Source organism: Alteromonas sp. 009811495 (genome assembly GCF_028865455.1).
Lineage (GTDB): Bacteria > Pseudomonadota > Gammaproteobacteria > Enterobacterales > Alteromonadaceae > Alteromonas.
Genome location: NZ_CP113972.1, coordinates 736,280 through 749,579, shown reverse-complemented (window position 1 = coordinate 749,579; position 13,300 = coordinate 736,280). Strand labels below are relative to the sequence as shown.

10 protein-coding genes are annotated in these 13,300 nt (G+C 44.3%); 3 read left to right on the top strand and 7 right to left on the bottom strand.

Annotated elements, in window-relative coordinates; genetic code table 11:
• Nucleotides 1-52: 52 nt before the first annotated feature.
• The 3 genes from OZ660_RS03365 to OZ660_RS03355 are packed head-to-tail and all read left to right on the top strand — an operon-like array spanning nucleotide 53 to nucleotide 5,218.
• The gene (locus OZ660_RS03365; protein WP_274742556.1) at nucleotides 53-1,198 is read left to right on the top strand and encodes an FIST signal transduction protein; all 1,146 of its coding nucleotides are present in this window, start codon (nucleotides 53-55) and stop codon (nucleotides 1,196-1,198) included.
• Nucleotides 1,144-4,131, top strand: a complete 2,988-nt coding sequence (locus tag OZ660_RS03360) for a hybrid sensor histidine kinase/response regulator (protein ID WP_274742555.1) — start codon at nucleotides 1,144-1,146, stop codon at nucleotides 4,129-4,131. Before OZ660_RS03365 ends, OZ660_RS03360 begins: the two co-directional genes overlap by 55 nt.
• Nucleotides 4,124-5,218, top strand: a complete 1,095-nt coding sequence (locus OZ660_RS03355; protein ID WP_274742554.1) for a response regulator — start codon at nucleotides 4,124-4,126, stop codon at nucleotides 5,216-5,218. Before OZ660_RS03360 ends, OZ660_RS03355 begins: the two co-directional genes overlap by 8 nt.
• A gap of 91 nt (nucleotides 5,219-5,309) precedes the next feature.
• Here the strand turns inward: OZ660_RS03355 and OZ660_RS03350 are convergent, their stop codons facing one another.
• The 7 genes from OZ660_RS03350 to OZ660_RS03320 form a co-directional block, all read right to left on the bottom strand.
• Entirely contained in the window at nucleotides 5,310-6,635 is a 1,326-nt protein-coding gene (locus tag OZ660_RS03350) for a tetratricopeptide repeat protein (RefSeq protein WP_274742553.1), read from the bottom strand.
• A 6-nt stretch (nucleotides 6,636-6,641) separates the two neighbouring features.
• Entirely contained in the window at nucleotides 6,642-7,250 is a 609-nt protein-coding gene (locus OZ660_RS03345) for an energy transducer TonB (protein WP_202263574.1), read from the bottom strand.
• A gap of 3 nt (nucleotides 7,251-7,253) precedes the next feature.
• A complete protein-coding gene (locus OZ660_RS03340; protein WP_159623987.1) occupies nucleotides 7,254-7,661 on the bottom strand; it encodes an ExbD/TolR family protein in 408 nt (135 codons plus the stop codon).
• 32 nt (nucleotides 7,662-7,693) lie between these two features.
• The gene (locus OZ660_RS03335) at nucleotides 7,694-8,212 is read right to left on the bottom strand and encodes a MotA/TolQ/ExbB proton channel family protein (protein ID WP_159623988.1); all 519 of its coding nucleotides are present in this window, start codon (nucleotides 8,210-8,212) and stop codon (nucleotides 7,694-7,696) included.
• Between the two features lie 2 nt (nucleotides 8,213-8,214).
• Entirely contained in the window at nucleotides 8,215-9,579 is a 1,365-nt protein-coding gene (locus tag OZ660_RS03330) for a MotA/TolQ/ExbB proton channel family protein (protein WP_159623989.1), read from the bottom strand.
• A 13-nt stretch (nucleotides 9,580-9,592) separates the two neighbouring features.
• Complete coding sequence (locus OZ660_RS03325) at nucleotides 9,593-10,351, bottom strand: DUF3450 domain-containing protein (RefSeq protein ID WP_274742552.1); 759 nt, start codon at nucleotides 10,349-10,351, stop codon at nucleotides 9,593-9,595.
• Between the two features lie 182 nt (nucleotides 10,352-10,533).
• A complete protein-coding gene (locus tag OZ660_RS03320) occupies nucleotides 10,534-13,227 on the bottom strand; it encodes a TonB-dependent receptor domain-containing protein (protein WP_274742551.1) in 2,694 nt (897 codons plus the stop codon).
• Nucleotides 13,228-13,300 lie beyond the last annotated feature (73 nt).

Sequence of the window (13,300 nt, the reverse complement as noted above, 5' to 3'; positions counted from 1 at the left end):
CGTCACACTTATGTCTATAACTTAAGTCATTCATATTCAATTTCATTCCCGTATGCAGTCGAAATCGTATTCGTTCAATCATATTGATGAGTTAGTCGCACAGCAATCGTCCATTGTTGAATTTTCGCCTTCTCTTCTTATCGTTTATGCAGCGCCTTCTTTTTTTGAGAATGATGACTTGTACGGTGTGCTCAAAGCGCTCAATGTCAACTTTATTGGTTGTAGCACCGCGGGTGAAATCGTTAATAAGCAGGTATCGAACAATAGTATTTCATTAGTTGCTATTCGCTTTGAAACCAACGCAAAAGTAAAAATTTACACCCAACGCATTGATGACATGTGCACATCGTTTGAAACTGGCGTTGCATTATCTAGCAGCATTGAAAAAGCTGAGTTAAAAGGTATTTACTTACTTTCGCCGGGACTAGGTGTAAATGGCTCGGCTTTAATAAATGGCCTATCTAAGCACTTGCCTGCTTCAATTGGAGTAAGTGGAGGTCTTGCAGGTGATAACGGTGATTTCAACGCCACCTATGTACTTGGGCCTGAGGGTATAAGCTCGTCAAACGTGGTCGCCGTTGGATTTTATGGTGAGCATTTACAGTTCGGGTATGGCGCATCAGGTGGTTGGCGTTCGTTTGGCCCTGCTCGACAAATAACGCGAGCCAAAGAAAATGTACTTTGTGAATTAGACGATAAACCCGCGCTTGATATTTACAAACACTACTTGGGTGAGTATGCCAAAGATCTTCCTTCAATTGGTCTACTTTTTCCGTTTGAGAAATTATCTGAAACAGGTCAACCTACGGGCCTGATTCGCACAATATTGGGTGTCGAAGAGAAAGACAAAACTCTTGTTCTGGCAGGAGATGTCAGTGAACAACAATACCTTCGACTAATGCATGCTTCCAGCGATGATCTTATCGACGGCGCCACTGCTGCGGTAAAAATTGCTACTTCAAATTATTCAGCGCAAGACAGCCACCAACTTGCGTTAATCACCAGTTGCGTGGGCCGCAAGTTAGTCATGGGGGACCGTGTTGAAGAGGAAATTGAAGAAGTAGAGCGCTTTTTGCCTCAAGATACTGCTATTGCTGGGTTCTATTCCTACGGCGAGTTGTGCCCATTTAGTGATGGGGCAAAATGCGAACTGCACAATCAAACCTTAACAATCATGTTGCTGAGGGAAATACTTTGAATTCGCTACTATCTCGTCAATTGAGAAAAGCCTTCAACATAGAAAGCGAAGAGCGACTTACTACGTGGCTAGAGTCACTGAATACCGACAATGACGGGACTACAGATTTATCTATAACGGCGCTAAAACAGGGGTTAGCTCTACTCATTCCTCGTATCAACGAAAGTTACGATTTTCACGAGCGTGATCTTAAATTAAGAGATCGGAGTTTACGTTTAAGCTCAGATGAATTGATGTCTGCTAATCACAAAATTAGAGAGGAAAATCAGCAACAGCAAAGAGTCATTGAAAGTCTGCGTCATTCGGTAAACCAGTTGCTTGTCGAACAAGGTAAACCGCCTATTGACGATGACTTTACGAATCTGCATGAACTCTCGAGCCTGATCCTCGAGCTCATCAATGAACAAAAACGACTGGAGCATAAGCTAAAAGAAGAGCAAGCATTCCATCAGAGTATTACCGATAGTATTGGTGAAGGTATCTATGCGGTAGATGGCAATGGTAAAGCGCGCTTTTTAAACCCGACTGCGTCTAAACTCTTAGGGTGGACGTTAGAAGAGCTTCAGCAGCATCGCTTTCACGATACCGTTCATTATCAAAAAGAAGATGGCACACTGCTAGCGCGCGACAATTGCCCCGTGAATCTAACCACTAAGAAAGGCGAGATTTACCGCTCTTACGAAGATGTATTTACCAACAAACAAGGAAAAATGTTTCCTATATCCATTATCGCCGTTCCTTTGCTTGATAAGGATGGTAACCCCAATGGGCACGTGGGCGTTTTTAACGATATTAGTGAACAGCGCGCAAATGCCCGAAAGCTCCAACAAGCCTATGAAGAGGCGCAAAAAGCAAACAAAGCGAAAAGCGAATTTCTTGCGACGGTAAGCCATGAGATACGAACGCCGATGAATGCCATTATCGGTTTAACTCATTTGGCTTTAAATACACAAGATGCTGATACTAAACACGCTTATCTAGAGAAAGTACAAGGCAGCTCTAGCTCGTTACTTGAACTTATAAACGGCATTTTAGATTTCTCTAAAGTGGAAGCGAACAAAATCGACATCGTTAACGAATCGTTTTCACTTTCAAAGCTCATTGAGAAATTGGGGCCCATTTTTCAAGTAAAGGCCAGAGAAAAGCACTTACAGTTGCTATTTGATATTCGGTGCTCACCTAATACGCAATGCAAAGGCGATAGCGATAAAATTTATCAAGTGCTCGTTAATTTAATTGGTAATGCAATTAAGTTCACCGAAACGGGTTACGTCATGTTAAAAGTAGTGAGAGAACGCCGTTTTGTTACTTTTGAAGTGCATGATTCGGGAATGGGTATTAGTGAAGAAAACAAAGTAAAGCTATTTAACGCTTTTGAGCAAGCAGACAATACCATTTCTAGACGATATGGAGGAACGGGGCTCGGACTGACTATTGGAAAGCGACTTGTTGAATTGATGGGGGGAGAACTTACATTAGAGAGTACGGTAAATAGCGGGAGTATCTTTGCGTTCACGCTAGACTTGTGTGAAGAAGACAACCCTAAAGATATAACGAACAATGCCCCTCTACCAGTTTCAATAAGCGAAAATGTGTTATGCCTTACCGCTGGATGTGAAGTAGAGTTGGGAGTCAGTGTTTTACATGATGCATTAACACGAAAGGGTGTTACATGCAGCACCATTGATATGGAAAGCGAGCAATTGCCTCAATTTGCAGCTCAGGCGATGGCATTCTTGCCTGATAACGATAGGCTCTGGAAGCGCTTTTTAAATTTACTGCGCTTTGGTGACTTTGACCATCTCAATCTTCGCACCATCATCAGCCCACTGAGTAAGCTTGATGTTAAAAAGCGTATGGGTAAGCAGTATAAAGAGAGTTTTAATATACTCGAGCTCCCTTTTACTGACTCAGAATTAATCCCCTGTATATCACCTAGCAATGAGTCACGAGCAACGACTAATGAACAGGGACTAGAGAGCAAATATTGGCGTCGCAAACGTTTGGGCGGTAAAAGGGCGTTAGTGGTTGATGATGATCTTATTAGCTTGGAGATCAGTCAACAAATTCTCATCGACCACGATATGGAAGTAACTACTGTCACCAATGGCGAGCAAGCCCTTGAACTCTGTCAGCACGTGCACTTTGACGTAGTACTTTTAGATTGCTTTTTACCCGGCATTGATGGATTTGACGTAGCCGAAAGGTTATCACAAGCTGACAACTGGTTTACTCCCATTATTGCCTTAAGTGCAGATGAGTCTTCTCAAGGTCGACAACGAGCCTTGATAGCAGGCATGTGTGAACACCTTGTAAAGCCCGCTACCCCCGATGAAATTGTCCACGCCATCGATATGCACATTCATGCTGGATACAAGGAAGTGAGCGCTACGCATTGTGATGACCCAAAGTTAGACCGAATGCTGCAATTTTATAATACCTACCGTCAACCCACTATTATGACCAAGCTGTTAGATTTAATGACAAAAGAGGACATTAACAGTACCTTGCTTGACGATTTATTAGATGACGCAATTGAAATTGGCGCGACGACACTCGCTTTGTCATTAAAGAATATTTTGAAAGGCCCCTCTATAAAGCATCTCACTTTCGCAGAACGCGTATCAGTGATGTCAATGCAACTTGATACCACCTTTCGTTTAATTGCACACTCTATCAACATGAAACACACTACGCACGTTGAAGGAACCTATGATAAGACGAGCGTTAATGGACTCATCGACTCCATTGTTGAGCTGCTAAAGGCGTATGACGCCGAAGCCATTAATCAAATAAATCAACTTGCTAACGACATGCAAGATACTGAATTTAGTCACAACGTTTCAGGCATTAAACAAAGTGTAGGGATCTATGATTTTGATAGTGCTCTTGATGCAATGTTGCAACTAAGAGAAGACATTAACCATGAGTGACCATAGTAGAGCAGGTCAGTCCGATTTTAGTATACTTATCGTGGACGATGAACCGGCGAATATCGACATTCTTTTGGGGATTCTAAAGCCGTACTACAATGTAAAGGTAGCCCCCTCAGGCCCTATTGCGCTGAAAATAGTACAGCAGTTTCCCCCTGACCTGATTTTACTTGATGTAATGATGCCAGGGATGGACGGTTTCGAAGTATGCCAAAAGCTTAAAGCTGATCCCTTACTTTGTAAAATTCCCATCATATTTGTAACGGCCCTTATCCAAGGTGAAAACGAAGAGCGCGGTTTCTTGGAAGGTGCCGTCGATTACATCACCAAACCGGTATCACCTAGCATTACGTTAGCGAGAGTTAAGACTCATCTTGCCCTCGCTCATCAAATGCGTACTACTGAAAGCTTAGTGCAAAAGCGCACAGAAGATTTATTAAGAAGCCAACAAAGCGCAATAAGCATGTTGGCAGCTGCGGGCCATTATAATGATACCGACACTGGGCATCATATTTGGCGAATGGCAGCTTACAGTAAATGTTTAGCACTTAAATGCGGATGGTCTTACGAGCAAGCGTCACTGTTAGCACAAGCTGCACCGATGCACGATACGGGCAAAATTGGAATTGCAGATAGCATATTAAAAGCCCCCAGAAAACTGACCGATGATGAAATGGAGATTATGAAAACCCATGCCACTATTGGGTATACCATTTTATCTCAGTCTGATACGCCTTTATTTAAGATGGCAGCTGAAATTGCTTTATATCATCACGAGAAATGGGATGGCTCAGGTTACCCAAAAGGCTTAACCGACGAAAATATCCCCCAAAGCGCGCGAATAGTGGCGATAGCGGATGTGTTCGATGCGTTAACCATGAAGCGCCCATACAAAGAGCCTTGGAGCTGTGACGCTGCTTTTAGCTATTTGGAGAAGAATGCCTGCAGTCATTTCGACCCTTGTCTTGTTGACGACTTTCTTGATGCTAAGACAGAAATTTTGGCGACGAAGGAATACTGGGATAAATTGGAAAAAGAAGGCACTTTACCGTCTATTGATAACTTTCTTCCACAGACGGTTTACTAGTGCAATGAGCGGTATTTACGAAACACCACGCTCAAATAAAAAAAGGTCACCATTTGGTGACCTTTCTTGTAATTATTAACAGGGCAAAGACTTAGCTTGCACCTAGCTCTTGAGCAATCGCATCAGCTTGACGCTTTTCGCCTTGAACGAACTGCTTCCACTGCTGTGCCATCGCGCGGCTCTTCTGGTGTTTTTCAGCCTCAGCTAACTGATTAAGTGCAAGTGCATATTGCTTCTTATTATAAAGTGCCATGCCCTTGATAAGGTAAACTAGACCAGGGTTGCGCAAATCACCTTTTTCAACGGCGCGATCGGCTGCTGCTATAGCATCGTCAAAGCGCTCTTCATTAAGTAGAATTTGTGCAAGTTGCGCATCCAATTCACCGTCTTCAGAAAGCTCTGCTGCCTGCATCATTACAGGAATAGCTTTATCTTGCTCTTTCGCCAATGACCAGCTTTGACCTAAGAACTTTAAGTTACGCAGATTCTTTTCAAGTACACCTTCATTCATGGCCTGCTCCATCAACTTTGCACCTTTGTAAGGTACGCGGTGATAGTAATAAAGCTGCGCCATGTTAAAGATGTCAGCTGATGTTTCAACGAAGCCGCGCTGATACGCCGTTTCCATGATAGCAAGCTGCTTGCGTTCTTCACCGAGTTCGCCGTACATACCAGCAAGCTGGATCCAGTACTTAGGCTCGTCGAACAACTTCACCATTTTAATTAGAACGTCTTTTACCTTTTCAGGCTGTTTTAGTTCATAGAAAATAGCGCGTTGAAGTATTAACCAACCTTCGTCAGGGAGCATACCTTCAGCTTCATGATCAGCAACCGCTTCTGAAATCCAAGTGGATGCTTGCTCATATTGCTTATTTTGATAATAAGCCTGCGCTTTAATCACTTTGTTTTTAACTGGAATTGGGCCAGCATTCAGTGATTCCCAACGCTCAAGGTACGTGATGGTTTCGTCGTAGTTACCCTGCATTAAATGAAGCTGGGCTAAACTGAAAAGCGTCGTCATTTCAAACTTTTCAGGAATAGGCTGCTGCTCAACGACCTTGGCAAACGATTCCAACGCTTTTGCATAGTCTTCGTTGTTGTAGTAAATGAAACCGAAAAAGTTGTACATCATGGCTTTTTCATAGGCATTCATAGAGCTAGATTTGTCTTCTACCTCTTTAAGAATTGCAATGGCTTCTTCTACATTACCCGCTTCATCTGCCGCTGTTTGTGCACGAGCTAGCTGCTCATAAACCTTGCCGCGTAACGTAGGCACACGACGGGTTTTCTTTTCACTGGCTTTTTGCTCTTGGGCTACAGCGTCAGTCGCTACCAACATGCTAGGTACAGATACCACGGCCGATGCAAATGCAAACGCCAGAGCACTAAGCAATGTATTCGTCTGTTTTCTCATCATGTTCTGTTACCCATCAATTTGGAACGTAATACGGTTTTGAACACCCGATACTTCGGTAGCTTCACCATTTACCACACGAGGCTTGTATTTAAACTTCATTGCCGCATCAATTGCCGCTTGTTCAAAAATACCTTGTGGGTTGGCTTCAACTACGATTGGATCGCGCACCGCGCCTTGTTTGGTTACCGTGAATTCAACAATAACAAAACCTTCAATACCGCGCTGAAGTGCACGTCTTGGGTATACTGGCGCTACCTTAACAATTGGAAGGTACTCGCCGTCACCAGACTCAAGGGCCAAACCACCCTCAAGTGAGATGTCGTCGCCCACTTCAGCACCAAAGTCCATTGACGTACCTTCAGCATCTGGTGAAGGTGAGTCCATTTGAGGCTGCTCCATTTGTGGGGGCGGCTCTTCAGGCTTAGGTGGCTTTTTCGGCTTACGATCTTTCTTCTCAACCTGTTCGTCCTGCTTAACGCGAACAAAGTCAAGCACGCTTCCCTTAGGCGGTTCTGTTAGCGCGCTGCCACCCATCTTGATAAGCGATTGCATCAAGAAGAACAGGCCTAACGTGATCGCAAGGGAAATAACAAATGCGATTAAATATCGTGGCATGATTTATTGCTCTTGGGCTGCAATCGAAACATCGTAAACGCCAGCGGCTCTCGACGCGTCCATAACCTTAATCAGTGTTTCTGTTGTGGCTTTTTTATCAGCTTGAATAACAACAGAACCCTGTGGGTTTTCTGCGCGAAGACGCTCGATGTTCGCCTGTACTGCGCGAACGTCGATACGACGCTTATTAATCCAAATTTCGCCTTTATCAGAAATAGCGATAAGAATGTTAGCGCGATCCTTTTTCACAGCCGTTGCTGCTTCAGGACGGTTAACATCGATACCTGCTTCTTTCACAAATGACGCAGTCACGATGAAGAAGATCAACATGATAAATACAACGTCCAACATGGGCGTCATGTCGATGTTTGCTTCTTCCTCATCGACTAGGTTTTGAAAGTGCTGCTTCATAATAAATACCTTACCTTAATACCGCGTTGGTATTAACGTTGAATAATCAATGCATCCTCAAGATGCGTGCGTTCTGACTTAACCATACGAGTTAACCACGTAGCGGCGAATACGCCTGAAAGTGCGCCAACCATACCCGCCATTGTCGGGATAGTTGCTTTCGATACACCTGAAGCCATTGAACGAGCATTACCTGAGCCCGCAATTGCCATTACATCGAACACTTCAATCATACCGGTTACCGTACCCATCAAACCCAGCAGCGGACAAAGCGCTACCAACGACTGGATAATGGGAATGCTGCCGTTTAGGCGCATGGTCAGTTGTGAAATTGTTTTCTGACGTACTTGTTCAGCAAACCAAGAAGAGCGATCGGCACGTGCAGTCCACATTGCAATCGCGTCTTTCTTTGCTTGTTTATGCCAAACCATCAGATACAACGCACGCTCGAGGATCAAAAGCCACATAACGAATATCAGCAGACCGATGACCAGGAGAACCTGGCCACCTGTTTCTGTGAAATCGCGAATTGCTTCCAGAAACTCGATCATGATTAGCCTCGCTCAGCGCGCTCTGCAATTACGCCAGACGCTTGTTCTTGTAGGATGTACACGATGTTCTTAGAACGCGTGTTAAGCATTGCATAAAGCAGTGTCATTGGAATCGCTACAACAAGACCTAGTACTGTTGTTACAAGTGCTGTTGAGATACCACCAGCCATCAATTTAGGGTCACCCGTACCGAACAATGTGATTGCTTGGAAGGTGTTGATCATACCGGTTACTGTACCTAGTAGACCCATAAGCGGTGCTACAACAGAGATGATTTTGATAATAGTTAGGTTGCGACCTAGCTTAGGCACTTCGCCCAAAATCGCTTCAGTTAGGTGAAGCTCAAGTGCTTCAACATCAGCGTTTGGATGCTCGTCACGTACTTTAAGTACACGGCCAAGTGGGTTGTTTGTGTTAACTTCTTTGCTCTTAAGTTGCTTATTAACCTTCATGCGGATAAGCGACAGTGATACAAGACGCTCAAGCGCTAGTAGTAGACCAAACGCACCAACGATAAGAATGATATAACCTACTGGACCACCTTGCTCTACACGCTCTTGAAGGTTAGGCGCTTGAACAAGTAGACCTAGAATAGAGCCACCCGTTGGATCGATACCAAACTGAACCAGTTCACCGTTCGAGCCTTGTAGCTCAGCTGCAGAGCTCATGTAACGGTCAGCAGGCTGACGTACAAGTTCAGATACAGTGCCTGTTACACCGTTGTACTCTAGGTATTTACCATCAGCAACAAGTGCGAAAGGACCTACACGCACTACAGACTTATTCACTTTCTCACCACCAGCTTCAACAACGTCAGTTGTGAAAGTGGTTACTTTGCCTGCTTCTGTCATTTCACGCTGCATTTCAAACCAAACGCGCTCAATTTCTTCAATTGACGCTAGTTTTGAACTTGAACCCATGTCTTGCGCCATCTTATCAAGAAAGTCAGCACGACCTGGGATTTGTGCAGAAACCACAGAGTTATAGAATTTATTTTTAGTGTCACCAGCAATTTGCTGCAATACACCGAAAAGCTCTTTAAGTGAACCAAGACGCGTATCTAGCGCACCGTTAAGGTCAGCTAATTTAAACTCGTTTTCTTCGAATTGTGTTTCAAGCTTTTCAGATTGCGCAAGCATCTGGTCACGTTTTTCGCGCGTTTCGCGAAGAATACGGTCTTGCTCAGCGCGCTGTGCTTGGAAATCACGCTCACGCTGTTTGTTTTGCTCTGACTGTGCGAACTGGCCTTCTTCTAATTGCTTAAGAAGCGCATCCAAGTCCATTGCACGGTCGCTTTGTGCGAAAGCACCAACGCTGATGCTAAGGGCTGCTAGACCAACAGCGATACGTTTTACTGTGTTAAACATTCTCATCAACCTCTTAGTCTGTAATTGCCACTGGCAGCATTAGCAAGTCTGGAGCAAGTTGCTTCTTCGCCATGCGCAGACCTTTAGTAATTTGTGTACGGTAGCTGCTATCAAGCTCTTCCCACTGACGGGTTTGCTTGTTCCAAACACCTTGCATGCTTGCATCGCGTGTTTGATACATTAGCGCTGTACGACCAAGACGTAAGAATTCAACGTCACGCTCTTGACCGTTAATTGTATGAATACCGCTATACGCTTCCATTGTGCGACCGTAGTCCATTTCTACTTGGTATGCTTCCATTACGCGACGGAACTTTTCAGATGCGGCAACATCAGCACGGTCCATCATAGCGCGAAGATCGGCAACGCGGTTGGCACGCTCTTCTGGAAGGAAAGGTACGTCAAGTGCAACAAATTGCTCAAGACCATCAATCATGCGCATCATGAGTGGCGTGATTTGACGCTCAACGACAGACACTTCATCGATTGCAGCGTTTAGGTCAGCCATTTCTTGTTCTTGGCTATTGATCTGCTTACGAAGCTGAGTGTTATAAACCTCAAGACCTTCGATTTCTTTCATCAATGTTTTGAACTGTTGAAGTTTGCTGTCAATTTGATCGGTAATACCGTTGATTTTCTCTTGCGATTTTGCCGCTGACTCGTTTATTTTCGCTGCCTCATCGACAACGGGTTTTAAGACTTCATCGTCTTGTGCAAGCACTGGTGTCGCAACTAGCGCACCTGCAACAAGCAAAGCATTGATAAGCTTCATACATTCAAACCTTTAAAGTTAAAAGAAATCGGTTTTATCCGACTATAAATTTCTGCGCGTAGGATAGGAGTTTTCTGTGACAGTTTTATTACAGGACTGTCATAAAACGATGACTGTCAAAACATTCAAATGACATCAAGGACATACAAAAAGGCCCAGTGTAAAACTGGGCCTTGGTAAAATTAGAAGTTATAAGTAATTGAGGCGTTAAAACCTGTACCTACCGTCAATCGACGAAGGGTTAAGCCTTCCTGCTCAATTTCTTTTTCATCATCCAGAATGTTCTGTACACGGAACTTGATGGTGGTATTGAAATCTGGGTAATAGGTGTAAACCGCATCCAACGAGTGGAAGGGTTTCTCGATACCATCTTCAAAACCACGCACACCTGGTGCAATAATACGTTCACCAAATGAGTTGTATACCAATGATGCAGAGTGCTCACCGTTATCAGAGTCCCAACCTAATTGTAGGTTAGCCACCCACTCAGAGTGACCTACCAAGCGACGCTGATTGTTGGTGATTGTTGCCGTTACCGTACCACCATACGCTTCACGTGCTTGTTGCGAGAACAATGATTCTTGGTCATCAGCACCGATTGTCACTTCAGAATCTGAAAGTGTCATATTACCCGACACAAAAAAGTTACTGAAATTATCACCGATGAACGCTAAGTCGTGTAAGAACTCAAACTCGATCCCGTACAACTCACCTTCTTCACCGTTTGCAGTAAGTAGCTGTGGTACACCTTCACCACCGTCAAACTGAACCATTTCAATTGGGTTTTCCATGTCTTTATAGAAAAGTGCAATTGATAGGTTGTTACCCTGTGACATGTACCATTCCCAACGGAAGTCGATGTTTGTCAACTCCGTTTCCACCAATGACGGTGAACCACGTACTAAGAACTCAGTTAATGGGTCAATAAAGAACGTAGAACTGATGTCACGAAGATCTGGACGAATTAGCGTCTGAGATATATTGAAACGGTATTGCATCTCTTCGCTTGGGATATACGTAAATGCCAATGAAGGAAGTACATCAGTTTCACTGTAGATGCTATCTACGATGGCAGCAGTATCATCAGCAAACGTATCAGTATGTTCAACGAAAGGAATAGATACTTGCTGGAAATCTTCGTAACGGAAGCCGCCACTTACACGGAACTTCTGATTAAAGAAGGCGTCTGCCATGAAGTAACCCGCTGTTAACTTGGTTGCAGCAGAATACTTATCGCCCGCACCTGTATTATCTTGGAATACAGAACGTCCTGTTGAGCTGGTATAGAAGTCATCGTTATAAATATTTTCAGGTGAGAAAATATCGCTTAGACGACTGCCCGCTTTAAAATCACTTGCAATACCGAAGTGACGGATCGCAAGGTCAATGTTGTTACCATCACGGGTTTTATCATAGTAATCCATACCCGCTTTAAGTTCGATATCATAACCTTCGCCAAAGAAAGCCGTAGACACGTTAAAGCCATATGTATCAGATTCATCATAAAGTACTTGGAACTGACGGTTCAAGTTAGTTCCTGGCGTATCATCAAGACGCTCAAGGGTTAGCGTGCCATTGTCATAAAACTGCTGGAACGTTACTTCCATGATGTCTGGCGCTTCACGTGATGCGCGACTTGTACCTACGTACCAATCGAAGAACACACCGTCTAACAGGTTTAAGAAGTTGTGCGTACCTTTTAGCTGTGAAGACACCATTTCACGCTCTTCGAAAATGATATCCATACGGCGGAATTCTTCTACGCCAGGATCTGATTCACTTTCGTCGAAATAGAAACCATCACGCACGCGGTCGCGCATGTCGTGTAGGATCATATTTACAAGCTCAACCTTATGGTTGCTGTTGTACTCGTAACCTACGTTGAACATACCGCTCCAACGAACGTTTTGTTCCGTTGAAATCATGTCTCGGTATTTAGTGAAACGCGGGTTCTCTTGACCGCCACCAATATCATTACCCAATAACTCTTCAGCTACTGTCCACTGGTTGCTGTATGACACTGTCGCAAGGAAACCAAGTACAGAATCGTTGTCAAATACGTAGTTGTTTCCAAGGGTCGTACCAATGCTGAAGTTTGGATCGACAGACTTGCTCTGTGGACCGATATCCCAGTTGAACGAGCTTAAAATGTCCTGTGTTTCAGCGAGTGTTCTTGAACGGTCGCCTTCAAAACCAGCTGAACCATTTGCTGCTAGACCCGCTTGGATGATGTCAGGCAACGCGCGCGTACCGTCATCACGACCAGTCCAATCATCACCGCCACCAGAGTAGAAAACGCCATCATCGCTGTTTTGCGTGTTCCAACCTGCACCTAAATTCACATTGAATACGAATTCCGTCGGGATAGATTTAGTGCGAATGTTTACGTTACCACCACCAAAATGACCCGGCATGTTAGGTGAGTACGACTTTTGTACGTTCAAGCTTTCAATGATAGTTGAAGGGAATAAGTCAAGCGGAACAACCGAGCGCGTCGGATCCGGGCTTGGTACTGTCATACCGTTTAGCTGAGTACTAGAATAACGCTCACCCAAACCACGTACATAGATAAATTTGCCATCAACAAGCGTAAGACCTGTTACACGACGAAGTGCCGCTGCGGCATCACCGTCACCGGTACGAGAAATTTGTTCAGCACCTAAGATATCGGCAACGAACGCCTGATTCTGACGTTCCTGAAGTACCGCTGTCGCTGTACCTTTAAGTCGCGTTCCTGTGGCAACAACTTCTTCGATCACCTCATCTTCAGACTGCTGTGCTACAGCAGAAAGAGGCAATGCGCTTGCACCTAGAATTGACGCGATTGCCAACGATAGTCCACCGACTTTAAACGCTGACGATTGATTATTTTTCATTATGGAAACTCCTAAGGAACTGTAATCAGGTAGCTGCTTTAACACAAAAGCTAAGGCGCAATTACGCCTTAGC

Coding starts and splice junctions, on each gene's coding strand:
- OZ660_RS03330 (WP_159623989.1), bottom strand. CDS start 9,579: ATGTTTAACACAGTAAAACGTATCGCTGTTGGTCTAGCAGCCCTTAGC.
- OZ660_RS03355 (WP_274742554.1), top strand. CDS start 4,124: ATGAGTGACCATAGTAGAGCAGGTCAGTCCGATTTTAGTATACTTATC.
- OZ660_RS03320 (WP_274742551.1), bottom strand. CDS start 13,227: ATGAAAAATAATCAATCGTCAGCGTTTAAAGTCGGTGGACTATCGTTG.
- OZ660_RS03340 (WP_159623987.1), bottom strand. CDS start 7,661: ATGAAGCAGCACTTTCAAAACCTAGTCGATGAGGAAGAAGCAAACATC.
- OZ660_RS03335 (WP_159623988.1), bottom strand. CDS start 8,212: ATGATCGAGTTTCTGGAAGCAATTCGCGATTTCACAGAAACAGGTGGC.
- OZ660_RS03360 (WP_274742555.1), top strand. CDS start 1,144: ATGCGAACTGCACAATCAAACCTTAACAATCATGTTGCTGAGGGAAAT.
- OZ660_RS03345 (WP_202263574.1), bottom strand. CDS start 7,250: ATGCCACGATATTTAATCGCATTTGTTATTTCCCTTGCGATCACGTTA.
- OZ660_RS03350 (WP_274742553.1), bottom strand. CDS start 6,635: ATGATGAGAAAACAGACGAATACATTGCTTAGTGCTCTGGCGTTTGCA.
- OZ660_RS03365 (WP_274742556.1), top strand. CDS start 53: ATGCAGTCGAAATCGTATTCGTTCAATCATATTGATGAGTTAGTCGCA.
- OZ660_RS03325 (WP_274742552.1), bottom strand. CDS start 10,351: ATGAAGCTTATCAATGCTTTGCTTGTTGCAGGTGCGCTAGTTGCGACA.